This window comes from Streptomyces sp. JLBG701 (assembly GCF_058544905.1).
Genome location: NZ_CM178588.1, coordinates 7,791,940 through 7,817,187, shown reverse-complemented (window position 1 = coordinate 7,817,187; position 25,248 = coordinate 7,791,940). Strand labels below are relative to the sequence as shown.

The following is a 25,248-nucleotide window of genomic DNA, read 5'->3' as shown; positions in this document are numbered from 1 at the left end:
CCTGTCCTCCACGCGCCGCGCGCTGCGGTGATCCACGTCACACCAGATCCAGCCCGCCCGGCCTTTGAGGACGACCGTCACCCCGCCAAGCCCAGCGGCAGCGCCCCCGTGTGCAGCACCCCCAGCCTCTGCGTGGCCCGCGTCAGCGCGACGTACAGATCGCTCGTGCCGTATCGCCCCGGCTCGACCACCAGCACGGAGTCGAACTCCAGCCCCTTGGACTGACGCGGATCCAGGAGTACGACCGTCCGCGTCAGGTCCGGCTCCGCGCCCGCCGTCACCCCGTCCAGCTGGGCGGCCAGCCTCCGGTGCAGGTCACGCGGTGCGATCACGGCGAGCCGGCCCTCGTCCGGGGTCAGTTCCTCGACCGCCTTGGCCACGGCTCCGGGCAGGTCGTCGGTGGCGCGGACCCAGGGCCGTACACCTGTGGAACGTACCGAACTCGGCGGCTCGAAGCCGGGATTCTCGGCGCGCACGACGGCCGCCGCCAGGTCCATGATCTCGGACGGCGTGCGGTAGTTGACGCCGAGGCGGGTGTGCTCCCAGCGGTCCTCGACGTACGGCTGCAGGATTCCCGACCACGAGCCGACGCCCGCCGCCTCCCCCGTCTGTGCCGGGTCGCCGACCAGCGTCATCGAGCGCGTCGGGCTCCGCCGCATCAGCAGCCGCCACGCCATCGGCGACAACTCCTGCGCCTCGTCGACGATGATGTGCCCGAACGCCCAGGTACGGTCCGCCGCCGCGCGCTCGGCGGCGCTGCGGTGGTCGTCCTCCTCGTGGCGTTCGGCGAAGCGTTCGGCGTCGATGATGTGGTGCGCGGAGAGGACCTCGGAGGCGTCGGGATCGTCCTCTTCCTTGTCCTCGAACTCGTACGTCCGGGAGGCGTAGGAGACGTCCAACACGCCCTGCGCGTACGACACTTGGGTCTCCCGCTCCCGGTCCGCCCGCGCCCGCGCCACCCGGTCGTCCTCCCCCAGCAGTTCCGCCGCCTCGTCAAGGAGCGGTACGTCCGCCACCGTCCACGCCCGTGTCACCGGGCGGCGGATGGCGGCCGCGTCCTCGTCGGGGACGTATCCCTCGGGGTCGGCCAGGAAGTCCGCGAGCAGGCGTTTCGGGGTGATCCGGGGCCACAACTGGTCGATGGCGGACCAGACTTCGGGGTTCTCGGCGAGTTCGTCGCGGATCTGGGTGATGTCGCTGGCGTCGAGGACGTTGGTGCCGTCGTAGGGGTCCGTGCCGATGCGTTCGGCGACCATGTCGGTGAGGGTGTTGAGGATGTGGCCCTCGAAGTGCTCGCGGGCCGCATTGTGCGGCAGCCCGGCGGCGCGGGCGCGTTCGCGGGCGACGTTCACCAGGCCGTCGTCGAGCATCAGGATGTCGCGGTCGTGCTCGATCGCGATCACCGGATCGGGCAGCGCCTGCCGGTCCCGTACGACTTCGGCGAGTACGTCGGCCATGGCGGCGCGGCCCTTCACGGCGGCGGCCTCGGGGGTGTCCGTGGCCGTCGCCTTCACGCCGGGGAACAGTTCGCCGACCGTGGCGAGCAGGACGCCGGTTTCGCCGAGGGAGGGCAGGACCTCGCCGATGTAGCCGAGGAAGGCGGGGTTGGGGCCGACGATGAGGACGGCCCGCTTGGCGAGCAACTCCCGGTGTTCGTACAGCAGATACGCGGCCCGGTGCAGGGCGACGGCCGTCTTGCCCGTGCCCGGGCCGCCTTCCACCACCAGCACCCCGCGATAGGGCGCCCGGATGATCTCGTCCTGCTCGGCCTGGATGGTCTGCACGATGTCGTGCATACGGCCGGTGCGCGCGGAGTTGAGCGCGGCGAGCAGCACGGCGTCGCCGGCCGGGTCCTCGTGGCCGGTGCGCGTGGCGTCGCCGACGTCGAGGAACTCGTCGTGCAGGTCGGTGACTTGGCGGCCGTCGGTGGTGATGTGCCGGCGCCTGCGTAGGCCCATCGGGGTGTGGCCGGTGGCCAGGTAGAAGGGCCGGGCGACCTCGGCCCGCCAGTCGATGAGGATCGGCGTGAGCTCGGCGTCGTCGGCGCGGATGCCGATGCGGCCGATGTGGTGGCGGACGTTGGAGGTCAGGTCGATCCGGCCGAAGCAGAGCGAGCCCTCCACGGCGTTCAGCGCGGCGAGCAGCCCCGAGCGCTCGGCGACCAGGATGTCCCGCTCCAGCCGGGCCTGTCTGGGCGTGTTGCTCTGGCCGAGCGCGTCGGTCACGGAGGCCTCGGTGTCGCCGCGCAGATCGTCCACCCGCGCATACAGTCCATCGATGAATTCCTGCTCACCGTGAATTTCATCGCTGTTTGACAATTCCACTCCCGGACATATATACTCTGCTCATCAAGCTTGTTGGCGACTCAATTCTCTTGAAGTCGCGAACCATCGAATATACGCAAAGAAATCCCCCAAGCGCAATTGCTCGGGGGATTTCTTCGTGAATGGGCGGAGTTACAGCACGTCGGACAGTTCCTCCAGCAGCCGCCGCTTGGGCCGCGCCCCCACCATCGCCTTCACGGGCTCCCCACCCCGGAACACCATGAAGGTCGGCATCGACAGCACCTTGTAGGCGAGCGTGGTCTCCGGGTTGGTGTCCACGTCCAGCTGGACCACCTTGAGCCGCTCGCCTTCCTCCGCGGCGAGCGCGCTGAGCACCGGCCCCATCTGCCGGCACGGCGGACACCAGTCGGCGGTGAACTCCACCAGCACCGGCAGCTCCGCCCCGATCACCTCCGCCGCGAAGTCCACGTCTGTCACTTCGGCCACACCCGCCACCTTGATCACAATTCCTGCCCTCCCAGTTCGCACAACGGTGAAGCATCCTCGGCCAAGGCCGCCAACCGCACGCTGATCTGCGCCCGCACCGCCTGCAACTCGCCGATCAGCGCGTCGAGTTCGCCGAGCTTGCGCCGGTAGACCTCAAGCGAGGCCGGACACGAGTCCCCCTCGGGATGCCCGGCCCGCAGACACTCCACGAACGGCCGCGTCTCCTCCAGGTCGAACCCGAAGTCCTGCAGCGTCCTGATCTGCCGCAGCAGCTCCAGGTCCCGCTCGTCGTACGTCCGATACCCGTTGCCGCCCCGCCGCGCGGGCAACAGCCCACGCGACTCGTAGTACCGCAACGTCCGCGTCGTGGTCCCGGCCCGCGCGGCCAGCTCGCCGATTCGCATGCCTACGAACGTAATCCTTGACCCCGACGTCAAGGCAACGCCTATTCGGACCGGCGCCGGATCGTGGTCAGCAGGCGCCGTACGAGAACCGCGTGGCCGCCCGTGCCGATGACGAGCCGCCGGTAGAGGGCGCCGGCCGGGCCGGGGAAGACGGCCCGGGTCTCGGCGGTCAGGAGGGTGCGGCGGGGGCCCATGGAGTCCAGGCGGAAGATCAGGCGGTACGTCGAGAACCGGTGCCGTCCTTCGAGGACCAGCTCCGCGCCCGGCTCGGCGACGGCCACCCGGAAGCCGGGGAACGTCGATCCCGTGGCGAGGGGGCGTGGACCGGACGCCTCGCGGTCGGCGACGCCGACGAGGCGGGCGTAGCGGGCCGAGCGGGGGCGGGAGAAGGAGGCGTCGAGTGCGGCGCCCAGGGCGTTCCAGACGTCGTCGACGCCCGCCGCGACCACCGTGGCGTGCTCGTCGACGTAGGGCAGCGGAAGGGTGCGCTCCAGCCTGCGTCCCGGGGTGTCTCGCCCGGAGGTGTCTCGCCCCGAGTTCTCTCTAGAGGTCATCGTCCGCCTCCGGCAGCCATTCCTCCACGTCGGCCGCGCCCCGCACGCCGAGCAGGCGGCGCGTCAACCGGTCGCGGTCGGAGAGGAGTTCATCGAGGGCGGCGCGGACGTCGGCCGGTTCCGTGCGGGCCGACTCGTGCTCGGCCGCGATCAGCACGGACCGTCGTACCAGCTCCTTGGCGAAGGAGGCCGTCGTGCCGTCGGTCCTGGCGACCACCTCGTCGGCGACCTCCTGGTCCAGGTCGAGGCCGGCGCCGTAGAGGGCGAGCAGGCGGGCCCGGCCCTCCGCGTCGGGGAGGGGGATCTCGACGGCGAGGTCGACGCGGCCGGGGCGCTGGACGAGGGCGGGTTCCAGGAGGTCGGCGCGGTTGGTGGTGAGGAGGAAGGCGACGTCGGCGTCGTCGCCGAGGCCGTCCATCTCGTTCAGCACCTGGAAGAGCAGGGGCTGTTCGCCGCCGCCGTAGTCGCGGGCCTCGGCGATCAGGTCGCAGTCCTCCAGGATGACGAGCGCGGGCTGGAGCATCCGGGCCAGTGCGCAGGCGGGGCCGATGGCGTCGATGCTGGTGCCGGACAGGATGACGACCGTGAACTGCGGGAGGTGGGAGAGGAGATAGCGGATCGTGTGGGTCTTGCCGGTGCCGGGAGGGCCGTAGAGGAGGAGTCCGCGGCGCAGGTGCTGGCCGGCGGCGCGCAGTTGTTCGCGTCGGCGGGCCACGCCCACGACCTGCCGTTCGACCCGTTCGAGCAGGCCGCCCGGGAGGACGATGTCCTCGCGGGTGAGACCGGGGCGGCGGTGGAAGCTGAACGGGCCGAGGCCGTGCCGGAATTCGGAGCCCTCGAAGGAGAGCACCTGGCCGCGGAAGATGTTGTGCTCGCGCACGAGGACTTCGAGCTCGGCGAGGAGCCGGTCGCCGAACTCCTTTTCCTGGGCGAGGACTTCGATCTCGACCTTGTGGCGGCCGTACTCGTCCTGCGGGCCGCGCAGCAGCACCGCGAACCGCTCCTCGCCCTCCACGCCGAGGTACAACCCGCAGGAGACGCAGGCGAGTTCCTCGTCGGGGGAGATCGGCAGGTGGGCGTAGTCGACGGCGCCGATGACGAACCGGTCGTAGCGTTCGGCCGAGTCGAGGATGTCGCCGAGGGTGAGGTCGCTCTGGTGGCGTGCGCCGCGCATGCCGATCAGCTCGTGCGAACGGCCTTCCGCGGCGAACCAGCGCTCCAGGGCGAGATGGACGTTGGGCAGGTCGTAGGTCGCGTAGGCGGCCTTGACGACCGGGCGGTCGCTGGGGGCCGATCCGAGGTGGGCGCGGAGCCGTTTGGTGAGGTCACGGCTGCCGTCCGGGTCCTTGCTCCGGGGGTGGGCGACCGCCCTGAGGAACTCCTGGAAGAGCTCGCCCACCTGGTCGATCGAGAGGGGTGAGGGCTCTCTGTCCGCCCCGTACCTGGCCCGGTACTCGTCCGAGCTGATGATCTCGACTCCGCCCGACTCCCCCATACTCGCCTCCACGTGTCCGAACGTCCGGCTGTCCGGCTGGTCCGGCCGGACATCTCAGCGTGGGGCCAAGGGGCGGGCGGGTCAAAGGATTTCGGGCGAGTATCCCCAAATGGCGTGTAAGGGGATCGTGATCGGACGACTTCCGCTCACGGTTGCGCGCCGGTGAGCCGCGGCGTCGCCGCCTCCGTACGGCCGGTCAGCAGGAGCAGCAGCGCCGAGATCGGGCCGCTGATCTCCTCCCCCGCACCGCGCGTCCACTCGACGTCGGTGGCGACGAGCCGGGCGTGCGGGAGCGGCCCGGGCCGGGGCGGGAAGCGCATCGTCCACACCCGGTCGGCGGCGTCGCGGGCGGCCTCGGGGCGGCGGGAGCCGATGATCGAGCGGAGGTCGCCGAGGATCTCGGCGACGGGCTTCTCGGCCTCGCGGACCGCCGAGTCGTGGATCATCCGGTCCATGTTCCCCCGGGCCCGGACGAGCTCACGCAGCGCCCACCCGTACGTACTGCGTGCCGCGACGGTCAGATGCGCGGGGGCGCTGCGCCGGCAAGGCGGGGCACAAGGGGCGGCACGCCCCGTAACCCGCAATGGGCGGCACGCCCCGCAAGGGGCGCGGGGAACTGCGCGACCAGCCACGACGGACCCGCAGCTTGAGAGGAGACCGCAAGCCGCAGTTCCCCAGCCGCCCAACCCAGCGAGCGGACCGGCGGGCCCGGCTGGTGTGCGGGGCCGAGAAGGCGTGGGCGGCGAAGGTCGTAGAGACGACAGAGCCGAGCGGCCAGGCCCACGGGGGAGGGGGTCTGGCCGCTCGGGGTTTCACGGACCGGGCGGCCGGCGAACGGGGGAGTCCCGGCCGCCCGGTGTCCATGGGGTGCCAGGGCCTGTGCGGCCCTGGGAACCCTGGGGTCACGCCTTGGCGAACTCCTTCTCGCCGCCCTGCTCCGGCAACTCGGCCTCGGCCGGCACCACGGAGTCGTCCTCGTCGAGGAGCGTCTTCTCGTCGAAGGGCAGGTCACCGGCGAGCACCTGCTTGACGCGGTCCTTGTCGATCTCGTTGGTCCAGGTGCCGACCAGCACCGTGGCGACCGAGTTGCCCGCGAAGTTCGTCAGGGCGCGGGCCTCGCTCATGAAGCGGTCGATGCCGACGATCAGACCGACGCCGTCGACCAGCGCGGGCTTGTGCGACTGGAGGCCGCCGGCCAGGGTCGCGAGACCGGCGCCGCTGACGCCCGCCGCGCCCTTGGAGGCGACGAGCAGGAAGAGCAGCAGCGGGATCTGCTCACCGATCGACATCGGCGTACCGAGCGCATCGGCGATGTAGAGGGACGCCATGGTCATGTAGATCATGGTGCCGTCGAGGTTGAAGGAGTAGCCCGTCGGGACGGTGATGCCGACGACGGACTTGCTGACACCCAGGTGCTCCATCTTCGCGATGAGCCGCGGCAGCGCGGACTCGGAGGAGGAGGTGGAGAGGATCAGCAGGAACTCACGGGCCAGGTACTTGAAGAGCACGAGGATGTTCAGCCCCGCGACGATCCGCAGCAGCGCCGCCAGCACGATGAAGACGAACAGGAAGCACGTGACGTAGAAGCCGAGCATCAGCACGGCGAGACTCTTGAGCGCGTCCATGCCTGCCGAACCCACCACCGCGGCGATGGCACCGAAGGCGCCGATCGGGGCGGCCCACATCACCATGCCGAGGATGCGGAAGACGAGCCGCTGGATGTGCTCGACGCCGCGCAGGACCGGCTGGCCGACCGAGCCCATGGCCTGGAGCGCGAACCCGGAGAGCAGCGCCACGAGGAGGGTCTGCAGGACCTGGCCCTCGGTGAACGCGGACACGAAGGTGGTCGGGATGATCGACAGCGCGAACTCGACGGGCGGCAGCGCCTCGTCCGACACCTGGTCGTGGCCCGACGCCTTGATCGCGTCGGTCAGCTCAAGGCCGGTACCCGGGTGCAGGATGTTGCCGACGACCAGGCCGATGGTGAGCGCGACGAGCGACATGGCCAGGAAGTAGCCGAGCGCGATACCGCCGACGGCACCGACCTTGGCGGCCTTCCGTACCGAGCCGATGCCCAGCACGATCGTGCAGAAGATGATCGGCGAGATCATCATCTTGATCAGGTTCACGAAGCCGGTGCCCAGGGGCTTGAGCTCGACTCCGACCTCGGGCCAGATCAGACCTACGGCGATGCCGAGCGCCACCGCACCGATCACGGCGATGTACAGGTAGTGGGTGCGGTCCCGCTTTGCGGCGGGCGCGGCAGGTGCCGTTGGCGTGCTGGTCACGGCTGCCTCCTTGACGTCTTTGTCGGGCAAGACCGGCGTGCGGCTCACGTCCGGGGGTTTTCGGGGGAGAGCGACACTCCCCGGGGATCGGGAGCGGCGCGGCCTGGAATCGGGGAGAAACACTCCCGCAATGAGGGGACTATCTCCCGGCCTGTGAGGGCGGTCACCCTTCCGTTCATTTAGTTCACGCTTATCGAGCGAGGCAGACTGGCCACATGCGCTACCCCCGCGTCCCCGGACCCCGCAGCCTGGCCGGTCAGCTGTTCGCCATGCAGGCCGTGCTGATAGCGGTCGTCGTGGCCGGGTACGCGCTGTTCACCTACGTCAGCGACCGCAGCCAGGCGGAGGAGGCGGCGGGCCGCCAGGCCATGGCGGTGGCGAGCGCGGTGGCCGACGCCCCCTCGGTACGGGCGGCGATCCACACCCCCGACCCGACGGCCGAGCTCCAGCCGTACGCGCTGAAGGTCCAGCAGGACGCCGACGTCGACTTCGTCACGATCATGGACACCCAGGGCATCCGCTGGACCCACCCCGACAAGAAGCAGATCGGCCGTCACTACCTCGGCCACATCGACCGCGCGCTGGAGGGCACGGCCTTCACCGAGAAGTACACGGGCACCCTCGGCGAGTCCGTCCGCGCGATCACCCCGATCTACGACGGCAAGGAGATCGTCGGCCTGGTCAGCGCCGGCATCAGGGTCGAGGAGATCAGCGCACGGGTGCAGGACCAGCTGACGGCCCTGATCGCGGTCGCGGCCGGCGCCCTGGTGCTGGGCGCGGTGGGCACCTACGTCGTCAATGCCCGCCTACGCCGTCACACTCACGGCATGAACGCGGCCGAGCTCAGCCACATGCACGACTACCACCAGGCCGCGCTGCACGCCGTACGCGAAGGTCTGCTGATGCTCGACGGCCAGTTCCGGGTGGCACTGATCAACGACGGCGGCCGGGAACTGCTGGGCCTGCCCTCCGAGGCGGAGGTGGCGGGCGGTGCGGAGGACGTGGTGGGCCGGTCGGTCGCGGAGCTGGGTCTGCCCGCCCCGCTGACGGGTGCGCTGCTGGCGTCGGAGCCGAGGGTGGACGAGGTGCATCTGACGGCGTCGCGCGTGCTGGTGGTGAACACGTCGCCGGTGTCGGGCGGCGAGCGCAGGGGCACGGTCGTAACCCTCCGCGATGTGACGGAACTCCAGTCCCTGATGGGCGAGTTGGACTCGGAGCGAGGCTTCACGCAGGCGCTCCGCTCGCAGGCGCACGAGGCGGCGAACCGCCTCCACACGGTCGTGTCGCTGATCGAACTGGGGCGGGCCGAGGAGGCGGTGGACTTCGCGACGGCGGAGTTGGAGCTGGCCCAGGCCCTCACCGATCAGGTGGTGGCGGCGGTGAGCGAGCCGGTGCTCGCGGCCCTGCTGCTGGGCAAGACGGCCCAGGCCAACGAGCGGGGTGTGGAGCTGGTGGTGTCGGAGGACAGCCGCCTGGACGACGGACTCCTGCCGGAGACGTTGACGGCCCGGGACCTGGTGACCATCCTCGGCAACCTGATCGACAACGCCGTGGACGCGGCGCAGGGCTCGGCCGGGGCGAGGGTGACGGTGACGGCGTACACGGAGGATTCCGAGCTGGTCCTGCGGGTGGCGGACACGGGTGCGGGGGTCGACCCCGAGCACGCGGAGGCGGTTTTCCAGCGCGGCTTCTCGACGAAACCGACGGCCCAGCCGGGCGGGCGGGGCCTGGGGCTGGCGCTGGTGAAGCAGGCGGTGACGCGGCACGAGGGGACGCTGGCGGTGGCCGGGGCGGCCGGGGGCGGGGCGGAGTTCGAGGTGCGGTTGCCGTTGGGTGAGGGGCCAGAGGTGCCAGAGGGTGAAGCGCCTGTTGGTGAGGGAGCGAGGTCCTTGCAGGAAGCCAAGGGCACGGTTTCTGGAGGCGGCGCATGACGAACGAGCAGCCCATCCGCGTACTGGTCGTCGAGGACGACCCCGTCGCGGCGGACGCGCACGTCATGTACGTAGGCCGGGTCCCCGGTTTCGTGGCTGTCGGCAAGGCGCACACCGGCGCGGAGGCCCGACGCGCGCTGGACCGCACCCCGGTGGATCTGCTGCTACTGGACCTGCATCTACCGGATGTGCATGGGTTGCAGCTGGCCCGCTCCCTCCGCGCCGCCGGCTACCACGCGGACGTCATCGCGGTGACGTCGGCGCGAGACCTGGCGGTCGTACGGGAGGGCGTCTCGCTGGGCGTCGTCCAGTACGTACTGAAGCCCTTCACCTTCGCGACCCTCCGAGACCGCCTGGTGAGATACGCCGACTACCACGCGGCGGCAGGCGAGGCGAGCGGCCAGGACGAGGTCGACCGCGCGTTGGCGAGCCTGCGGGCACCGAGCCCGGCCGCACTGCCGAAAGGGCTGAGCTCACCAACCCTGGAACGGGTGACTGTCACGCTGCGGGACTGCGCGGAGGGGCTGACGGCGGCGGGGGTGGCGGAGGCGGTGGGGATCTCGCGGATTACGGCTCGCCGGTATCTGGAGCACCTGGTGGACGCGGGGCGGGCGGCGCGGGCTCCGCAGTACGGGACTGTGGGGCGACCGGAGTTGCAGTACCGGTGGGTGAAGGGGCAGTAGCCCTACTCCCCTACTCGATGAGGGTGCGCTTCGGGCGGACCACGCAGAACTCGTTCCCCTCCGGATCGGCCAGCACGGTCCAAGACTCGTCGCCACTCTGCCCTACGTCCGCCCGGCGGGCGCCGAGGGCGAGGATGCGGTCGATCTCGGCGTCCCGGTCGTCCGCGGTGGTCGTCAGATCGAGGTGCAGCCGGTTCTTGACGACCTTGCGGTCGGTCACCGGCATGAAGCAGATACCGACGGGCGCGGTGGCCTCCGGCCCGATGACGACCTCCCGCTCCCGCTCGGAGAGGATCCGCCAGCCCAACACCTCGGCCCAGAACCGGGCGAGGCCGGGGAGGTCGTGGGCGTCGATGACGATGTGGTGCAGGGAGAGGGGCATGTGGCCCAGTGTGCCCGGGACTTACGGAACTTACGGGACTTACGTGAAGGGGCGTGCGTAGAGGACGACTTGGGCCGCAAGGCCGATGACGCTGAGCGCCTCGACGACGGAGAGGGCGAGGAGGCCGGGACTGGTCTGGCCTGCGGCCCAGTAGACGAGGAGACCGGCGAGGGGGACGACGCAGAAGGCCAGCAGGTCGATCGCCAATTGGATGACTTTGCGCGATCGTCGGCGGGGGTCGGAGCGGTGGGCGGTCTCCCAGGTGAACGCACGCTCCGCTTGGGCGAGTTGGGCGAGGCGGGGCCCGAGGTCATCGCGTATGTGCCTGCCGATCGCGGAGATCTTCTCGTCGTTGACGAGGTAGGTCCAGCCGAGGACGACACAGACGGGCGGCAGGGCGAGCAGCATCGCGGACTGCTGGGCCTGCGCGGTGGCGGCGATGACGGCGGCGACGACGGTGAGGGTGACGTACAGGAGGTTGTCGCGGAATCCGATACGGGTCTTCTGCTCGTCCTTGACCGACTGGTATTCGGCGAGCAGCAACTGGCCTACGGTGACGTCCTGTTCCGGCATTCCATTCGCCCCCCTTGTGCGGCTGACTTGGAAGTACCTTAGGTGAGTGTCTGAGTCGCAACCCATAGTCGCGGTACTGACCGCGTTGCCGTTGGAGTACAGGGCCGTACGGGATCAACTCACCGATCTCCGGCCGCGCGAGCATCGCCGTGGCACCAGGGCCGAGGTGGGTCGGTTGCCGGGTACGGACTGGTCCGTCGCGCTGGTGGAGATGGGCGAGGGGAATCTGACGGCTGCTGCGCTCACCATGCGGGTGATGGAGTGGCTGGAGCCCGAGGCGGTGTTCTTCGTCGGGGTCGCCGGGGGGTTGAAGCGCGACATCGCCCTGGGAGACGTCGTGGTGGCGACCAAGGTGTACGCGGTCCACGGCGGCAAGGAGACACCGCAGGGCTTTCTCGTACGACCGGAGGCCTGGCGTGCCTCGCACCGGCTGGAGCAGGCGGCCCGGGCGGCGTTGCGGGATGACCCACACGCCCATCTGAAGCCGATCGCGGCGGGTGACGTGGTGCTGGCGGCGGCGAAATCCGCCCTCGCGGAGCACCTGCGGGAGCATTACAACGACGCGGCCGCCATTGAGATGGAGGGGTCGGGGGTCGTCAGCGCGGTCGAACTCGCGGGCGGGGACGCGTTGGTGATCCGGGGGATTAGCGACCGGGCTGATGGGCGCAAGTCCCGTGCGGATGGGGAAGGTTGGCAGCCGAGGGCTGCGGCGAGTGCGGCGGCTGCGGTGGTGGCGGTGTTGCGGGAGTTGCGGCCGTTCGGGGGGCGTGGGTCTTCGGGGGCTCGGGGTGGCGAGGACTCTGAGGAGGGGCCCCATTCCGGGTCCACGTATGGAGGGGACCACCTGGACTTTCGAGGGAGCACCTTCAGCGGGCCGTTCGTTGCAAAGCAGGTGGGACGGCGGGACCGGGAACCGGGGGAACGGTAGCTCAGGACGCGATTCGGTCCACGGTCCGGTACCGGTCGCGACAGCCGCGTTGCCGGCGGTGCCGGCCGGGTTCACCGGACGGGACGACGATCTGGCCGAGCTCCTGCCGATCCTGGATCCGGCGGCGGAGTCCGACCCGCCCGTGCTGATCTGCGCGGTGTCCGGGCTGGGCGGGATCGGCAAGACGTCGCTGGTGTTGTACGCAACGCGCCGGGTATTGCGGGCGGGGTGGTTTCCGGGCGGGACCTTGTTCGTCGACTTTCGCGGGTACGACGAGGATCCGGTTACGGCGGACCAGGCGCTGCTTGCTCTGCTGGACGGCCTGGGCGTACGAGGGACGGAGGTTCCGCAGACGCCAACCGGCCAGTACGCCCTCTACCAGCGGCTGCTCGCCGAGGAACGCCGCTCGATGCTGCTGCTCTTCGACAACGCCTCGGACCCAGCCCAGCTCATCCGTCTCATCCCCGCAACCGATCACCACCGCGTCCTGATCACGTCCAGGGACCGACTCACCGCCCTGGATGCCCGACTCCTCGACCTCGGCGCCCTCAAGCCGGAGGCCGCGGCCGATCTCGTCGCCGGATTACTGCGGCTCACCGACCGGCGTGACGACCGTTGCCTGCGCGAGCCGGAGGCTGTCGCCGAGCTCGGAACGCTTTGCGGCCACCATCCGCTCGCGCTGCGGATGGTGGTCGGGATGCTGCGCGAGCGGCGGTATCGGAGCATTGCCTCGCTGGTGGAGGAGCTGCGGGGAAACGGGGACCGGACGCGGGTGCTGGGGGTACGGCCTGTGTTCGAGGCTGCCTACGGTCAACTGCGGGCGGAGCAGGCCAGGTTGCTGCGGTTGTTGTCCCTAGCGCCTACGGCTGAGGTCAGCGGGGAGGCGGCGATGGCGATGGCGGGACTCTCCGATGACGAGACGTTCGGTCTGCTGGAAGGGCTGGCTGCTGCGCACCTGGTCACGCCGGTGCCGGTGGTGGGTGGGGATGTGCGGTGGCGGTTGCATGACTTGGTGCGGGAGTTCGGGGTGGGTGTGGTGGCGGGGGATGCAGGGTTGCGGGAGGAGGGGGAGGCGGCGCGGGATCGACTGTTGGGGTTCTACTGCCGGTGGGCGTATGCGGCCGACGCCTGGCTGGTGTGGCTGCCGGGGCGGCCGGTGCCGGAGCGGTTTACGGACCGGGGGCAGGCGTTGACGTGGCTGGACGGGGAGCGGGCGGGGCTGGTGGCGGCGGTGCAGTGGGCGCGGGAGGAGCGGTACGCGCAGACGGCGGTGCGGCTGGCCGCACGCCTGGCGGAGTACCTGGACTGGCGGCGGTACTTCGAAGACGCAATCACCGTCGCGCGTACCGCGCGGGAAACCGCCCACCGCACCGGGGACCGCGAGGCCGAGGCCGACGCGTGGAACAACCTCGGCCTTGCCATGTGGGAGGCGGGCCGGGTGGAAGAGGCGATCGACGCCCACACCCGCGCCCGCGACATGCACCAGGCCGCCGAGAACCACCACGGCCAGGCCAGGGCGTGGACCAGCCTCGGTATCGGTCTGAACGCTACGGGCCGGACGGAAGAGGCGATCGATGCCCTCACCCACGCCCGTGAGCTCTTCCAGGCTGCCAGGGACCGCCGCGGCGAGGCCAGCGCGAGGGATGGCCTTGGCCTCGTCCTGCTAGAGGCAGGCCGGACGGAGGAGGCGATCGACGCCCACACCCGCGCCCGCGACATGCACCAGTCCATCGGGGACCGGCACCGCGAGGGCAGAGCCTGGCACAACCTCGGCCGCGCCTTGGTGAACGCAGGCCAAGTAGAAGAAGCAATCGAGGCATTCGGCAAGGACCTCGAAATCTGCCGAGAGTTCGAGGACTGGCACGGGGCTGGCTGGACCCTCGAAAGCTTGGCCTACGCCCACCACAAAGCCCAGCACCCAGCCGAGGCCCGCGCCCACTACCTCCAAGCCGCCGACGCCTACACCCAAGCCAACGCCCCCACCGATGCCGCCCGCGCCCAATCCTCCGCAGACGCATTGACCTGACTAGACCACTCCCCCTACGTTCACCTGGCAGCCATCCCGGCCACAAAGAAGTGAGCCCGTAGGAGGTCATGCCCGTGCGCCCCACCGCATCCCGACTCCGCCACCCAACCGCCTTGCTCACCACCCTCGTTGCCCTCTCCACCGCCCTAACCGCCTGCGGCACCGGCTCCGGAAGCGACCCAGACACACTGAAGGTCTCCTTCAAACAGTCGACGGACAACAACGTCAAGGTGATGGACAACTTCCTCGCCGGCATCAAGAAGCAGTTCGAGAAGGAGAACCCCGGCAAGAAGGTCGAGCTCGTCCCCATCAAGGCCCCGGATTCGGAGTACTACGTCAAGGTCCAACAGATGCTCCGCTCCCCCAAGACGGCCCCGGACCTGGTCTACGAGGACACGTTCCTCATCAACTCGGACATCACCAGCGGGTACTTGAAGCCCCTCGACTCCTACCTCGCCAAGTGGCCGGACTGGAACCAGTTCATCGACACCGCGAAGACGGCGGCGAAGGCCCAGGACGGGAAGACGTACGGCGTCCCGGACGGCACGGACACCCGGGGCCTCTGGTTCGACAAGGCGATCTTCAAGAAGGCGGGCCTGCCGGAGGACTGGCAGCCGAAGACCTGGGACGAGGTCCTCGAAGCCGCCCGCACGATCAAGAAGAAGGTCCCCGACGTCACGCCCCTGAACATCTACACGGGCAAGCCGGCCGGTGAGGCGGCGACCATGCAGACCTTCGAAATGCTCCTGTACGGCACCAACGACGGTACGACAGACCCCCTTTACGACACCGCGTCGAAGAAGTGGATCGCCGGCAGCCAGGGCTTCAAGGACGCGCTGACCTTCGTGGAGACGGTGTACAAGGAGAAGTTGGGCCCCGACGTCTCGGACGCCCTCGACCCCAACTTCGGTACGACGGTCCGCGGCGAGCTCTTCCCGAACGGCAAGCTCGGCATCGACCTGGACGGCAGCTGGCTCCCGCAGGACTGGCAGGAGGGGGCAGGCCACGCCTGGCCCGAGTGGTCGGAAAAGCTCGGCCTAGCCGCAATGCCGACCCAACAGGGCCAGGCTCCCGGCAAGGTGAGCATGTCCGGCGGCTGGACGTGGGCAATCCCGTCCAAGGCGGCAAACCCGGACCTGGCCTTCAAGTTCATCGAGACGATGCAGACGAAGGCGAACGCCCAGAAGTGGTACATCACCAACTCGGGTATCGCGGTGCGGAAGGACGTAGCGGAGGACCCTTCCTACGTGTCGGCCCAGCCCGGAATCAAGTTCTTCACGGACCTGGTCGCGAGCACGCACTACCGCCCGGCGTATCAGGCGTACCCGAAGGTCTCCACGGCCATCCAGGAGGCGATGGAGGGCGTGACGACGGGTGACCAGTCGGTGGAGGAGGCGGCGAAGGGCTACGACGAGGAGTTGAAGACGGCCACCGACAACCAAGTGATCACGAAGTGAGCGTGGCCACGAAGGAGGCGGCCCCGCCCGGGCCGCCGACGGTCCCGCAGACACCCAGGGGCATTCCGGCGACGGCGGCCCGCTCCCTCACCCGAGCCCTCCCCGTCGCCCCGTCCCTGATCCTCCTGCTCCTCTTCCTCGCGGGCCCGATCGCCTACTGCGCGTACATCGCCTTCACCGACCTCCAACTCACCGGCCAGGCACACTCCTCCTTTGTCGGCTTCGAGAACTTCCGCACGGCGTTCAAGGACGAGGCGTTCCTCAACGCGGTCTGGCTGACGCTGGTCTTCACGGTGCTGTCGTCACTGGTCGGCCAGAACACACTGGGCCTGGCGCTGGCAGCACTGATGCAGAGGGCGTCAAAGCCGGTCCGTACGGTGGTCGGAGGCGTCGTGATCACGGCGTGGGTGCTGCCGGAGGTGGTGGCGGGCTTCCTCCTCTACGCCTTCTTCAGACGCGAGGGCACCTTGAACGCCATCCTGGACTGGCTCCATCTCCCGTCCCAGAACTGGCTGTTCACGCTCCCGATCCTGGCGGTGTCATTCGCGAACGTATGGCGGGGAACAGCCTTCTCCATGCTGGTGTACTCGGCCGCGCTGAACGAAATCCCGAAGGAGATAACAGAGGCGGCAGAGGTCGACGGCGCGAGCGGCTGGCGCCGCATGTGGCACATCACCCTCCCGATGATCCGCCGCTCGATCGGCACCAACCTGATGCTCAACACCCTCCAGACCCTCTCGGTCTTCGGCCTGATCTGGGTAATGACAAGAGGCGGCCCGGGAAACCGCAGCCAGACCCTCCCCCTCTTCATGTACGAACAGGCCTTCCAGAAAAGCATGATCGGCTACGGCACGGCGGTGGCCTTGCTGCTCCTGGTCGTCGGCTCTCTGTTCTCGCTGGTGTACATGCGGCTGCTACGAACGGAGGTCTGACATGGCATCAACATGGAGTACGACCATCAAGTCCCGCCGTACGAGGCACCGGTTGGCGGCGGACACGGGCCTCCTGGTAGTGGCCGCGGCCTTCTCCTTGCCGTTGGCGTGGGTGGTGCTCTCCGCCTTGGACGCACAGGCCAACCTGAAGGTGAAACTGCCGGACGGCGTCACGCTGGACAACTTCGACGCCGTACTCCAACCGGACATCACCTACACCCCGTTGCTGAACAGCCTGATCCTGTGCGGCGGCGGAACCCTACTGACGGTGGTGTGCGCGGCGTTGGCGGCATACCCGCTGTCGAGATTCCGGTCCCGCCTGAACCGGCCCTTCCTTCTCACCATCCTTTTCGCGACGAGCCTGCCGATCACGGCAATCATGGTGCCGGTGTACGCCCTCTTCGTACGGGTGAACCTGATCGACACGATGCAGGGCACGATCTTCTTCTTCGCCGCCTCCCAATTGCCCTTCGCCATCTGGCTGATGAAGAACTTCATGGACGGAGTACCAAAGGAACTGGAGGAAGCGGCTTGGACCGACGGGGCGTCGTCGTTCCAGTCCCTGGTCAGGATCGTGCTGCCGCTGATGGGGCCGGGGGTGGCGGTGGTGACGGTGTTTTCGTTCGTGATGATGTGGGGGAACTTCTTTGTGCCGTTCATGCTGCTGCTTTCACCGGATCAGATGCCGGCGAGCGTGAGCATCAATGACTTCTTCGGGAATCGGGGGAGTGTTGTTTATGGGCAGTTGGCGGCGTTTTCGATTATTTACTCGACGCCGGTGATTTTGTTGTATGTGCTGGTGGCGAGGCGGTTGGGTGGGGGGTTTGCTTTGGGTGGGGCGGTTAAGGGGTGAGGGGCTGGTCCAGAGATCCGGCGCGGGTGCGGACTTGGGCGGCTTCGGCGGGGGCGTCAGCTCGGGTGAAGGCGTCGGCGGACTGGAGGTAATGGGCGCGGGCCTCGGCGGGGCGATCGGCGTCCTCGTGAGCGCGGGCCAGGTTTCCGAGGGTCTGGCCTGCCCCGTACCAGTCTTCGAACTCCCGCTTGATCTCCAGGGCCTTTCCGTATACCTCGATGGCCTCCTCCACCCGGCCCGCCTCCCGCAGGGCGTTGCCGAGGTTGTTCCACGCCCTACCCTCGCGGTGGCGGTCTCCGGCGGCTTGGTACAGGTCGCGGGCGCGAGTGTGGGCATCGATCGCCTCCTCCACCCGACCTGCCCCCCGCAGGGCGCTGCCGAGGTTGTTCCACGCCCTAGCCTCGAACTGGCGATCCCCGGCGGCCTGGTACAGGTCGCGGGCGCGGGTGAGGGCGTCGATCGCCTCCGCCGCCCGACCTGCCCCCCGCAGGGCGTTGCCGAGGTTGTTCCACGCGTCGGCCTCGCCGGGGCGGTTGTCGGCGGCCTGGTACAGATCGCGGGCGCGACTGAGGGCATCGATCGCCTCCTCCACCCGACCCGCCTCCCCCAGGGCGGTGCCAAGGAAGGTCCACGCGTCGGCCTCGCCGGGGCGGTCCCCGGTGCGGTGGGCGGCCTCCCGGGCGGCACTAGCGACGGTAATCCAGTCGTCGAAGTACCGCCGCCACCCCAGGTACTCCGCCAGGCAGGCGGCCAGCCGCACCGCCGGCTCGGCATGCCGCTCCTCCCGCGCCCACTGCACCGCCGCCACCAGTCCCGCCCGCTCCCCGTCCAGCCACGCCAACGCCTGCCCCCGGTCCGTAAAGCGCTCCGGTTCCTCCAACCCCGGCAGCCACCGCAGCCGGTCATCGGCCGCATCCGCCCACCGGTAGTAGAACGCCAGCAACCGTTCCCGCGCCGCCTCCCCCTCCTCCCGCAACCTCACATCCCCCGCCACCACACCCACCCCAAACGCTCGCACCAAGTCGTGCAACCGCCACCGCACACGCCCGCTCCCCGGCTCTACAAGATGGGCACGGGCCAGCGCGCCCAGGGTGCGGATGGGCGGACCATCGACCCCGGTCAAGGCAGCGACCACCTCCGCGCTTACCTCGGGTCCAGGGGCGAGGGCCAGCAGACGCAACAGCCGCGCCTGGTCGGGAGACAAACGGCGGTAGGAGAGGTCGAACGCTGCGCGGACACTGCGCTCGCCGTCGTCGAGGTACACCAGACGGTCACGGGACTCGGACAGTTCCGTAGCGAGTTCGGCGACGGACTTGCCGCGGTCCAGCACTAGCAGCGCCGCCGCGATCTGGAGGGCCAGCGGCAAATGTCCGCAGTGTGAGGCGAGTTCCGCAGCCGCCTCGGGCTCCTCGGCGACACGACTGTCGGACGGATCGGCGATCCGCAGTGCGCCATCAAGAAGGCGGTACGCCTCCTTCGGCATCATCTCGTCCAACGACAGGAGTCTCGCTCCGAGTTGGGGCAGCTTGATGCGCGAGGTCACGAGAAGCCGGTGCCTCACGTCACCGGGAAGCAACGGCCGTACCTGGTCCGGCGCGGAAGCGTTGTCCGCCAGGACCAGCACCGCACCCCGTTCCCGCCCCCGCTCCGCGAGTACCGAGCGATACAACGCGGCCCGATCGTCCGCCCTGACGGGAATGTGCTCCGGCGCCGTTCCCAAGGCCCGCAGCAACGCCTCCAGCGCTTGCTCCCCGGTGACAGGATCGTCGTCGTACCCGTGCAGATCCAGGAAGAGCACCCCGCCCGGGAACCAACTCTTCCTGCAAGCCTTGTGAGCCGCCTCCACCGCAAGCGCCGTCTTACCAATCCCGCCGAGCCCGGACACCGCAGCGGCGAGGACTGCCCCCGAACCACCATCGGAGGCGGCGGCCGGATCAAGCGCGTCGAGCAGTGAACGGAGCTCGCTCTCCCGCCCGGTGAAGCCAACCGCCTGAGCCGGCAGGGCGTCCAGCGCCGTGGGCGCGGGCCCGTGCTCCTGATAAACGGCCTTCGCCGTGAAGGGACCTCTGAACTCCGCGCCCTGAAAGTCGAGATGATCCCCACCGTATTCACTCGCCATCGTGCCGTCCGTCCCCCGTACTGCCTGCCTTCACACACCGCGCAACATCAAGGTACGCCCGACATACCCGCCCAACACCCGTTCTGCGCAGCCACCTTGGCAGTACCGTAGAACCGTGCCGGAGACAACACCCACCGTGGCCGTCCTCACCGCGCTGCCCCTCGAATACGAGGCCGTGCTGGCCCACCTCACGCAGGTCGAGAAGCTCACCGAGCCGCGCTACGGCACCAAGGCCAAACGAGGCCGACTCCCAGGCACGCCCTGGCAGGTCGCGCTGATCGACATGGGCGAGGGAACACTCACGGCCGCCGCGATCACCACGCACGTACTGTCGTGGCTCGACCCCGAGGCCGTACTGCTCGTCGGTGTCGCAGGCGGCCTGAAGGACGACATCGAGATCGGCGACGTCGTGGTCGCAACCAAGGTGTACGCCATCCACGGCGGCAAGCAGACCTCCGACGGCTTCCTGGACCGTCCAGAGGCCTGGCGCGCCTCGTACCGCCTGATGCAGGCGGCCAGAGAGGCGTTGCGCGGCAAGGCCCACTTCAAGCCGATCGCCGTCGGAGACGTCGTCCTAGCAGACAGCGACTCCGACCTGGCCCGGCGCATCCGGACGAGCTACAACGACGCCGTCGCCATCGAGATGGAAAGCTCCGGCGTAGCCCACGCGGTGCATCTCGCGGGCGAGGCGGGCGCGTTGATCATCCGAGGCATCAGCGACAAGGCGGACGCAGGCAAGTCCCGTGCGGACGCCGGGGGTTCACAGCCAAGAGCCGCCGCGAACGCAGCCGAGGCCGCCATCGCCGTACTCCACGAACTGGACCCGAAGCCGGCGGCACCCGGCCAGGCGGCCCCCGACCCCCGGGAGGGCCCTTTTCGCAGCTCCACGTACGGCGGAGACCACCTCGACTTCCGGGGAAGCACCTTCCAAGGACCCTTCACCGCAAAGTCGGTCGGAGAGCGCCCCGCCGACGACGGACGGTAGCCCGAGCACGGAGCCCGGCACCGCCCACACCCGTGGCCCGGTCCCCGTGGCAACCGCTACCCTCCCGCCCCGCCCCCTCGGCTTCACGGGCCGATCGGCAGAACTGGCCCGCCTGCTCCCCCACCTCGAACCCACCCCGAACGGAACCACCACCCTCCCCCTCCTCATCTTCGCCGTCACCGGCATGGGCGGCATCGGCAAGACGGCACTGGCGGTCGAGACGGCACACCAGGCGTGCTCGCAGAACTGGTTCCCCGGCGGAACACTCTTCGTCGACCTGCGCGGCTACGACGACAACCCGGTCACCGCCAACCAGGCGGTCCTGGCGCTACTCGACGCACTAGGCGTACAGGGCCCGGATCTGCCACCGTCCGCCGCACGCCAGTACGACGCCTACCGCCGACTCCTGGCCAAGCAGCAAGACCGCATGCTGCTGATCCTGGACAACGCCTCGGACCCGGCCCAGTACCTCCCCCTGCTGCCCGGCACGGACCGCCACCGGGTACTGATCACCTCCCGCGACCGCCCAGACGCCCTCACCGGCGTCCGCCTCATCGACCTGGCAACGCTCCCTCCCGACGACTCGGCCGCGCTCATCACCCGCGCCCTCCACGACGCCGACGACCGCGACGACCGCCCGGCCCGAGAACCGGACGCCCTCCGCGAACTGACCTCCCTCTGCGGCCACTTGCCCCTCGCCCTCCAGATCGCCGCCGCGATGCTGCGCCGACGCCGTACACGCGGGATCGCCTCACTGGTGACCGAGATCAAGCAGGCCGGGGACGCGATGGCCGCACTGGACAACGGCACGCGCGGCACAGATCAGTACGGCCGCTCCCTCGTCCTCCACCCGGTCTTGGAGACCTCTTACCGCCGCCTGCCTCCCGATCAGGCCCGCCTGCTCCGCCTACTCGCCCTGGCACCGGGCGCGGAGACCGGCACGGACGCGGCGGCCGCCCTGGCCGACCTGGGCGCGGAGGCCGCGGTGAGCCGCTTGGAGGACCTGGCCGCGAGAGGCCTCGTCACACCGGTTTGGGCTGAGGAGAGTCCGGACGGCGGTGTGCGGTGGCGGTTGCATGACCTGGTGCGGGCGTTTGGGGTGGGTGTGGTGGCGCGGGATGCGGGGCTGGTGGAGGAAGGGGAGGCGGCGCGGGAGCGGGTGCTGGACTTCTACTGCGCGTGGGCGGATGCGGCGGATGACTGGTTGCGGTGGTTGCCAGGGATGGCGGTGCCGGCGCGGTTCGGAGGGAGAGGGGAGGCGTTGGGGTGGCTGGACGGGGAGCGGGCTGGGCTGGTGGCAGCGGTGGGATGGGCGGATGGAGAGCGGTTCGCGGGCACGGCAGTGCGGCTGGCTCTATGCCTGGGGGAATATCTGGGCTGGCGGCGGTATTTCGACGATTGGGTCGCGGTGGGCCGGGCAGCGCTGGAGGCCGCCGGCCGTTTGGGGGACCGCACGGCCGAGGCCTGCGCGGGGAACGACCTCGGCCGCGCCCTGCGGCGGTCGGGGCGAGGGGCGGAGGCGGTCGAGGTGCATACCCGCTCGCGCGACCTGTGCCAGGCCGTCGGGGACCGCAACGGCGAGGTCATCGCGTGGGACAATCTCGGCCTCGCCCTACAGGAGGCGAGTCGAGGCGCGGAGGCGATCGAGGCACACGCCCGCTCCCGCGATCTGAGCCAGGCCGTCGGGGACCGCCAAGCCGAGGCCAGGGCATGGACCAGCCTCGGCTTCGCCCTGCTGGATGAGGGTCAGGTGGCGGAGGCGATCGAGACCCTCACCCGCGCCCGCGACCTGTACCAAGCCGTCGGGGACCGCCACGGCGAGGCCCTCGCGTGGCACAGCCTCGGCAACGCCCTGCGGGCGGCGGGCCGGGTGCCGGAGGCGGTCGAGGAGTACGGCAGGGCGCTGGAGGTCTACCGGGAGTTCGAGGACTGGTACCGGACAGGCCAGGCCCTGCACTGTCTCGCCCTCGTCCACGGGTCCGCCGGCCGCCCTGCCGAGGCCCGTACCTTCTGGCTCCAGGCCGCCGCCGCCTACGCCCAGGCTGGCGAGACCGCCAAAGCCGACCAGGCTCGCACCTGGGCCAAGGGACAGAAATAGCCACCACGCCACCCCCACGTCACTCCTTCCCAGCCCCCACCTCCGCATACCCCCGAGCCCCCGGCCAAGGCACCACAGCCCACATCCGCGTCCCACCCCCAGGCTCCCGAGCCTCCCCAAACCCCCACTCCCCCTCACAAGCCCGCACCACGCACCCCAACACGCGCAACGCCGCCCGCCTCCGCGCATCGCAGGCCGCAGCGAGCCGGGGATAGCTATGCCGCGGATGCCCGTCGAACAGAATCACCCGCAACGCATCCTCCCGATACCGCAGCGACACATACACCTCACTGTCAGGCGTGAACCGGCAAGCACAAGCGGCCAGTTCACCCACCACCTGCACGGCAGCGTCCGTCATCCCCTCCAGCCCATGCGTCTGAAGAACAACCCGAGTCGCCGCACGCGCGATACGCGGACTGGCCGGTCCGGCAGGCAACGTGAAGCTGTAGGCGAGCGTGTCGGGAGACGGCGCCGGCGTCTCCCACGCATCAGCCGAGACGGGGCAGGCCGAGACGGCCACGGATGCGGACATGACTAACTCCCTTATTAGACGGCGGACTTGATGAGTGACGCCCGACCCGACCAGTGGCCTGTCTCCCTGACGCGAGCCCACCCCTCCCAGGGAAGGAGCACATGGGCAGGCTCGCGCGATGCACTTCCGACAACGTCGGGTCGTAAGCGATTCGTCACCGACTGTAGAGCATCGCCGGAGTACACGTACTACTCTTCCCTGAACTCCCGGTGGACCAACCGCACGCCGCAGCGGCAGACTGACCCCCGTCACATGGCCGACCAGGAGGGGACGCATGCCGCCGAGGAGTACACCGACGGAGCGGCAGCGGCGACTCGGTGCGGAGTTGCGCAAGTTGCGGGTCGCGGCCGGTATGACGACGGAGTACGCCGCCGGGCTCCTGAGCGTCCCCCGTACGAACGTGCCCAACATGGAGTCGGGCCGCTCGGGCATCAGCGCCGAACGCGTACGCACGCTCGCGGACAACTACGGCTGCATGGATCACGGCCTCATCGCAGCGCTGGCCGCCATGGCCGCCGAACGCGACAAAGGCTGGTGGGAGGCGTACCGGGGCCAACTCCGCGACGATTTCCTGGACATCGCCGAACTGGAATGGCACGCCAAGCGCCTGCGCATCGCCGTCACCGTGCACCTGCCGGGGCTGCTTCAGAACGAGGAGCACGCCCGAGCCGTCTTCGACGCCGTGATCCCGCGCCTGCCCGCAGCCGACGTCGACGTCCGCGTGGCCCACCGGATCGACCGTCAGCAGGTGCTCGACCGGCCGGATCCCCCCGTACTCGACGCGATCGTCCACGAGGCCGCCCTGCGCATGGAATTCGGCGGACCGGCAGTCGCGCGACGGCAGTTGGAGCACCTGCTGCACATGACCGAGCGCGACACGGTGACCGTACGGGTCATCCCGTTCAAGGCGGGCGGCTTCCCCGGAGCCGGGCAGTCCGTCGTCTACGCCGAGGCCGCCGTCCCCCAACTCGACACCGTGGAACTCGACAGCACGCACGGCCCGGAGTTCATCGACGCGGAAGCACAACTCGCCAAGTACCGCGCCCAGCTCGACGCGGCCGAGTCCGCAGCGCTCGCCCCCGACGCCTCGCGCGACTTCATCCGCACCCTCGCCGACGAACTCGCCAACCTCTAGGAGCCCCCGTGCCGGACATCACCTGGGAAGCCCCCTTCTGCGGCGAAGGCGCCAACTGCTTCCGCATAGGCACCGACCCAAACGGCAACGCCTACATCGCCGTAGCCGGCCAGGAGGACCACCCCCTCACCGACACCCGAGAAGCCCTCCGCACCCTCATCCAAGACATCAAGTCCGGCAAAGCCGACCACCTCCTCTAACTCTGCCCCAGTGATTGGCCCCTTAGGCCCAGGCAGCGAGAAGAAAACCGCAGGTCAGCTCTCTGATTCGTGGGCCAAAGGCTCCAATCACCCACCACCCCAACCCGCCGCCCCACACCCCGGACCCACCGTCAGCCGCCAAGCCGACCCGGGACCCCCGCTTTCCGGGCCGCTTGCTCGCTTCTCACCCGTGCTGGAGCGACCCGGGTCCAGGGTGGCCCAACGGGCCATCGGCGCAGCGGACGCGACCGCAGGGAGCGCCCTTGACGCGGGCCGCGGAAGCACGACACTCCCAAAGAAGCGAGCGGCCCCCACGCTCACGCCCCCAACAAGCCGACGCGCAAACCCACCCCTGAACAACCCAGCCCCCTCCCCCTCAGTCACCCTGCCCCTCCCCCGGCAACACCCCCGCCCGAAACGGCTCCACCCCCACAACCCTCCGCACCCGCACCGGCTCGATCAGCAGCATCACCCGCCGCTCCCCCTCCATCAGCCACGGATACCGCTCCTCCCCGATGTACTTCTGCGCCAGCCGATCCATGGCCCGTTCCGCCTCCTCCCCCTCCACGAACCGCACGACCCGTCCCCGGATCTCGGCCCGGTCGTAGGGGTTCTCGGGGTCGTGGTGGGACAGCGACACGTACGGATTGCGCCGCACGTTGTCCACCTTCACGCGCCCGATCGACGTGTTGACCATGACGTACTCACCTTCGATGTCCGCCCACATGGGCGACACCTGAGGCATTCCGTCGGCGTCCACCGTCGCGAGGTGCCAGAAGTTCGGCGCCAGCAGCCGCTCGCGAATATGCCCCTCTACCTTGCCATTCATCAAACGCACCTTCCGGTCGAGCGCCGCCGCGGACTTGGCGTCATCCTGACGGGCGCCACCACCCCTCCACCAC

At 69.6% G+C, this 25,248-nt stretch carries 22 protein-coding genes; 11 read left to right on the top strand and 11 right to left on the bottom strand.

All coding sequences use genetic code 11. The features are described from left to right. Window positions 1–77: 77 nt before the first annotated feature. The 7 genes from AC5DRG_RS36290 to AC5DRG_RS36260 form a co-directional block, all read right to left on the bottom strand. Entirely contained in the window at window positions 78–2,300 is a 2,223-nt protein-coding gene (locus AC5DRG_RS36290; RefSeq protein ID WP_491813255.1) for a HelD family protein, read from the bottom strand. 156 nt (window positions 2,301–2,456) lie between these two features. Then, on the bottom strand, window positions 2,457–2,771 hold the full coding sequence (locus AC5DRG_RS36285; protein ID WP_491803869.1) for a thioredoxin family protein: 315 nt from the start codon (window positions 2,769–2,771) through the stop codon (window positions 2,457–2,459). A gap of 14 nt (window positions 2,772–2,785) precedes the next feature. After that, window positions 2,786–3,175, bottom strand: coding sequence for a MerR family transcriptional regulator (locus AC5DRG_RS36280; protein WP_491803868.1), 390 nt, complete (start codon window positions 3,173–3,175; stop codon window positions 2,786–2,788). A gap of 41 nt (window positions 3,176–3,216) precedes the next feature. After that, window positions 3,217–3,729 carry a hypothetical protein gene (locus AC5DRG_RS36275; RefSeq protein WP_491803867.1) on the bottom strand — a complete coding sequence of 171 codons (513 nt, stop codon included), beginning with the start codon at window positions 3,727–3,729 and terminating at the stop codon, window positions 3,217–3,219. After that, the gene (locus AC5DRG_RS36270) at window positions 3,719–5,236 is read right to left on the bottom strand and encodes an AAA family ATPase (RefSeq protein WP_491803866.1); all 1,518 of its coding nucleotides are present in this window, start codon (window positions 5,234–5,236) and stop codon (window positions 3,719–3,721) included. The genes AC5DRG_RS36275 and AC5DRG_RS36270 overlap by 11 nt, the downstream gene beginning before the upstream one ends. Before the next feature lie 134 nt (window positions 5,237–5,370). Beyond that, complete coding sequence (locus AC5DRG_RS36265) at window positions 5,371–5,670, bottom strand: hypothetical protein (protein ID WP_491803865.1); 300 nt, start codon at window positions 5,668–5,670, stop codon at window positions 5,371–5,373. 456 nt (window positions 5,671–6,126) lie between these two features. Continuing rightward, window positions 6,127–7,512, bottom strand: a complete 1,386-nt coding sequence (locus AC5DRG_RS36260) for a cation:dicarboxylate symporter family transporter (protein ID WP_491803864.1) — start codon at window positions 7,510–7,512, stop codon at window positions 6,127–6,129. 215 nt (window positions 7,513–7,727) lie between these two features. Between AC5DRG_RS36260 and AC5DRG_RS36255 the strand changes: the two genes are divergently transcribed. After that, window positions 7,728–9,443 carry an ATP-binding protein gene (locus AC5DRG_RS36255; RefSeq protein ID WP_491803862.1) on the top strand — a complete coding sequence of 572 codons (1,716 nt, stop codon included), beginning with the start codon at window positions 7,728–7,730 and terminating at the stop codon, window positions 9,441–9,443. Next, window positions 9,440–10,126, top strand: coding sequence for a response regulator (locus AC5DRG_RS36250; protein ID WP_491803860.1), 687 nt, complete (start codon window positions 9,440–9,442; stop codon window positions 10,124–10,126). Before AC5DRG_RS36255 ends, AC5DRG_RS36250 begins: the two co-directional genes overlap by 4 nt. A gap of 10 nt (window positions 10,127–10,136) precedes the next feature. On the opposite strand, the gene AC5DRG_RS36245 is transcribed toward AC5DRG_RS36250, so the two are convergent. Both AC5DRG_RS36245 and AC5DRG_RS36240 read right to left on the bottom strand, forming a co-directional pair. Then, entirely contained in the window at window positions 10,137–10,508 is a 372-nt protein-coding gene (locus tag AC5DRG_RS36245) for a VOC family protein (RefSeq protein WP_491803859.1), read from the bottom strand. Between the two features lie 39 nt (window positions 10,509–10,547). Then, window positions 10,548–11,081 carry a hypothetical protein gene (locus AC5DRG_RS36240; protein WP_491803858.1) on the bottom strand — a complete coding sequence of 178 codons (534 nt, stop codon included), beginning with the start codon at window positions 11,079–11,081 and terminating at the stop codon, window positions 10,548–10,550. 46 nt (window positions 11,082–11,127) lie between these two features. Between AC5DRG_RS36240 and AC5DRG_RS36235 the strand changes: the two genes are divergently transcribed. The 5 genes from AC5DRG_RS36235 (at window position 11,128) to AC5DRG_RS36215 (ending at window position 17,277) form a co-directional block, all read left to right on the top strand. Continuing rightward, window positions 11,128–12,009 carry a 5'-methylthioadenosine/S-adenosylhomocysteine nucleosidase gene (locus tag AC5DRG_RS36235; protein WP_491803857.1) on the top strand — a complete coding sequence of 294 codons (882 nt, stop codon included), beginning with the start codon at window positions 11,128–11,130 and terminating at the stop codon, window positions 12,007–12,009. 58 nt (window positions 12,010–12,067) lie between these two features. Further along, window positions 12,068–14,035, top strand: coding sequence for a tetratricopeptide repeat protein (locus AC5DRG_RS36230; RefSeq protein WP_491803856.1), 1,968 nt, complete (start codon window positions 12,068–12,070; stop codon window positions 14,033–14,035). Window positions 14,036–14,103: 68 nt separating this feature from the next. Further along, on the top strand, window positions 14,104–15,492 hold the full coding sequence (locus AC5DRG_RS36225; RefSeq protein WP_491803854.1) for an extracellular solute-binding protein: 1,389 nt from the start codon (window positions 14,104–14,106) through the stop codon (window positions 15,490–15,492). Between the two features lie 62 nt (window positions 15,493–15,554). Beyond that, window positions 15,555–16,424: a carbohydrate ABC transporter permease gene (locus tag AC5DRG_RS36220; protein WP_491813254.1), complete on the top strand. Its 870-nt coding sequence runs from the start codon at window positions 15,555–15,557 to the stop codon at window positions 16,422–16,424. Between the two features lies 1 nt (window position 16,425). Next, window positions 16,426–17,277: a carbohydrate ABC transporter permease gene (locus AC5DRG_RS36215; protein ID WP_491803852.1), complete on the top strand. Its 852-nt coding sequence runs from the start codon at window positions 16,426–16,428 to the stop codon at window positions 17,275–17,277. Here AC5DRG_RS36215 and AC5DRG_RS36210 read toward each other — a convergent pair. Further along, window positions 17,267–19,396, bottom strand: a complete 2,130-nt coding sequence (locus AC5DRG_RS36210; protein ID WP_491803851.1) for a tetratricopeptide repeat protein — start codon at window positions 19,394–19,396, stop codon at window positions 17,267–17,269. The genes AC5DRG_RS36215 and AC5DRG_RS36210 overlap by 11 nt on opposite strands. 115 nt (window positions 19,397–19,511) lie before the next feature. Here AC5DRG_RS36210 and AC5DRG_RS36205 point away from each other — a divergent pair, with 115 nt between their 5' ends. From AC5DRG_RS36205 to AC5DRG_RS36190, 4 genes are all read left to right on the top strand, one after another. Continuing rightward, window positions 19,512–20,381, top strand: coding sequence for a 5'-methylthioadenosine/S-adenosylhomocysteine nucleosidase family protein (locus AC5DRG_RS36205; protein ID WP_491803850.1), 870 nt, complete (start codon window positions 19,512–19,514; stop codon window positions 20,379–20,381). Between the two features lie 184 nt (window positions 20,382–20,565). Beyond that, window positions 20,566–22,479: a tetratricopeptide repeat protein gene (locus AC5DRG_RS36200; RefSeq protein WP_491813253.1), complete on the top strand. Its 1,914-nt coding sequence runs from the start codon at window positions 20,566–20,568 to the stop codon at window positions 22,477–22,479. Window positions 22,480–23,285: 806 nt separating this feature from the next. After that, a complete protein-coding gene (locus tag AC5DRG_RS36195; RefSeq protein WP_491803849.1) occupies window positions 23,286–24,146 on the top strand; it encodes a helix-turn-helix domain-containing protein in 861 nt (286 codons plus the stop codon). Between the two features lie 8 nt (window positions 24,147–24,154). Then, window positions 24,155–24,346 (top strand): hypothetical protein, encoded by a 192-nt coding sequence (locus tag AC5DRG_RS36190; RefSeq protein ID WP_491803847.1) that lies wholly within the window; start codon window positions 24,155–24,157, stop codon window positions 24,344–24,346. Between the two features lie 376 nt (window positions 24,347–24,722). On the opposite strand, the gene AC5DRG_RS36185 is transcribed toward AC5DRG_RS36190, so the two are convergent. Further along, complete coding sequence (locus AC5DRG_RS36185) at window positions 24,723–25,175, bottom strand: PPOX class F420-dependent oxidoreductase (protein WP_491803845.1); 453 nt, start codon at window positions 25,173–25,175, stop codon at window positions 24,723–24,725. Window positions 25,176–25,248 lie beyond the last annotated feature (73 nt).

Bases quoted from the DNA above. Each gene is read 5' to 3' on its own strand.
- AC5DRG_RS36195 (WP_491803849.1), top strand. From the start codon at position 23,286: ATGCCGCCGAGGAGTACACCGACGGAGCGGCAGCGGCGACTCGGTGCG.
- AC5DRG_RS36280 (WP_491803868.1), bottom strand. From the start codon at position 3,175: ATGCGAATCGGCGAGCTGGCCGCGCGGGCCGGGACCACGACGCGGACG.
- AC5DRG_RS36200 (WP_491813253.1), top strand. From the start codon at position 20,566: ATGGGCGGCATCGGCAAGACGGCACTGGCGGTCGAGACGGCACACCAG.
- AC5DRG_RS36225 (WP_491803854.1), top strand. From the start codon at position 14,104: ATGCCCGTGCGCCCCACCGCATCCCGACTCCGCCACCCAACCGCCTTG.
- AC5DRG_RS36245 (WP_491803859.1), bottom strand. From the start codon at position 10,508: ATGCCCCTCTCCCTGCACCACATCGTCATCGACGCCCACGACCTCCCC.
- AC5DRG_RS36215 (WP_491803852.1), top strand. From the start codon at position 16,426: ATGGCATCAACATGGAGTACGACCATCAAGTCCCGCCGTACGAGGCAC.
- AC5DRG_RS36210 (WP_491803851.1), bottom strand. From the start codon at position 19,396: ATGGCGAGTGAATACGGTGGGGATCATCTCGACTTTCAGGGCGCGGAG.
- AC5DRG_RS36185 (WP_491803845.1), bottom strand. From the start codon at position 25,175: ATGAATGGCAAGGTAGAGGGGCATATTCGCGAGCGGCTGCTGGCGCCG.
- AC5DRG_RS36275 (WP_491803867.1), bottom strand. From the start codon at position 3,729: ATGACCTCTAGAGAGAACTCGGGGCGAGACACCTCCGGGCGAGACACC.
- AC5DRG_RS36255 (WP_491803862.1), top strand. From the start codon at position 7,728: ATGCGCTACCCCCGCGTCCCCGGACCCCGCAGCCTGGCCGGTCAGCTG.
- AC5DRG_RS36240 (WP_491803858.1), bottom strand. From the start codon at position 11,081: ATGCCGGAACAGGACGTCACCGTAGGCCAGTTGCTGCTCGCCGAATAC.
- AC5DRG_RS36250 (WP_491803860.1), top strand. From the start codon at position 9,440: ATGACGAACGAGCAGCCCATCCGCGTACTGGTCGTCGAGGACGACCCC.
- AC5DRG_RS36265 (WP_491803865.1), bottom strand. From the start codon at position 5,670: ATGATCCACGACTCGGCGGTCCGCGAGGCCGAGAAGCCCGTCGCCGAG.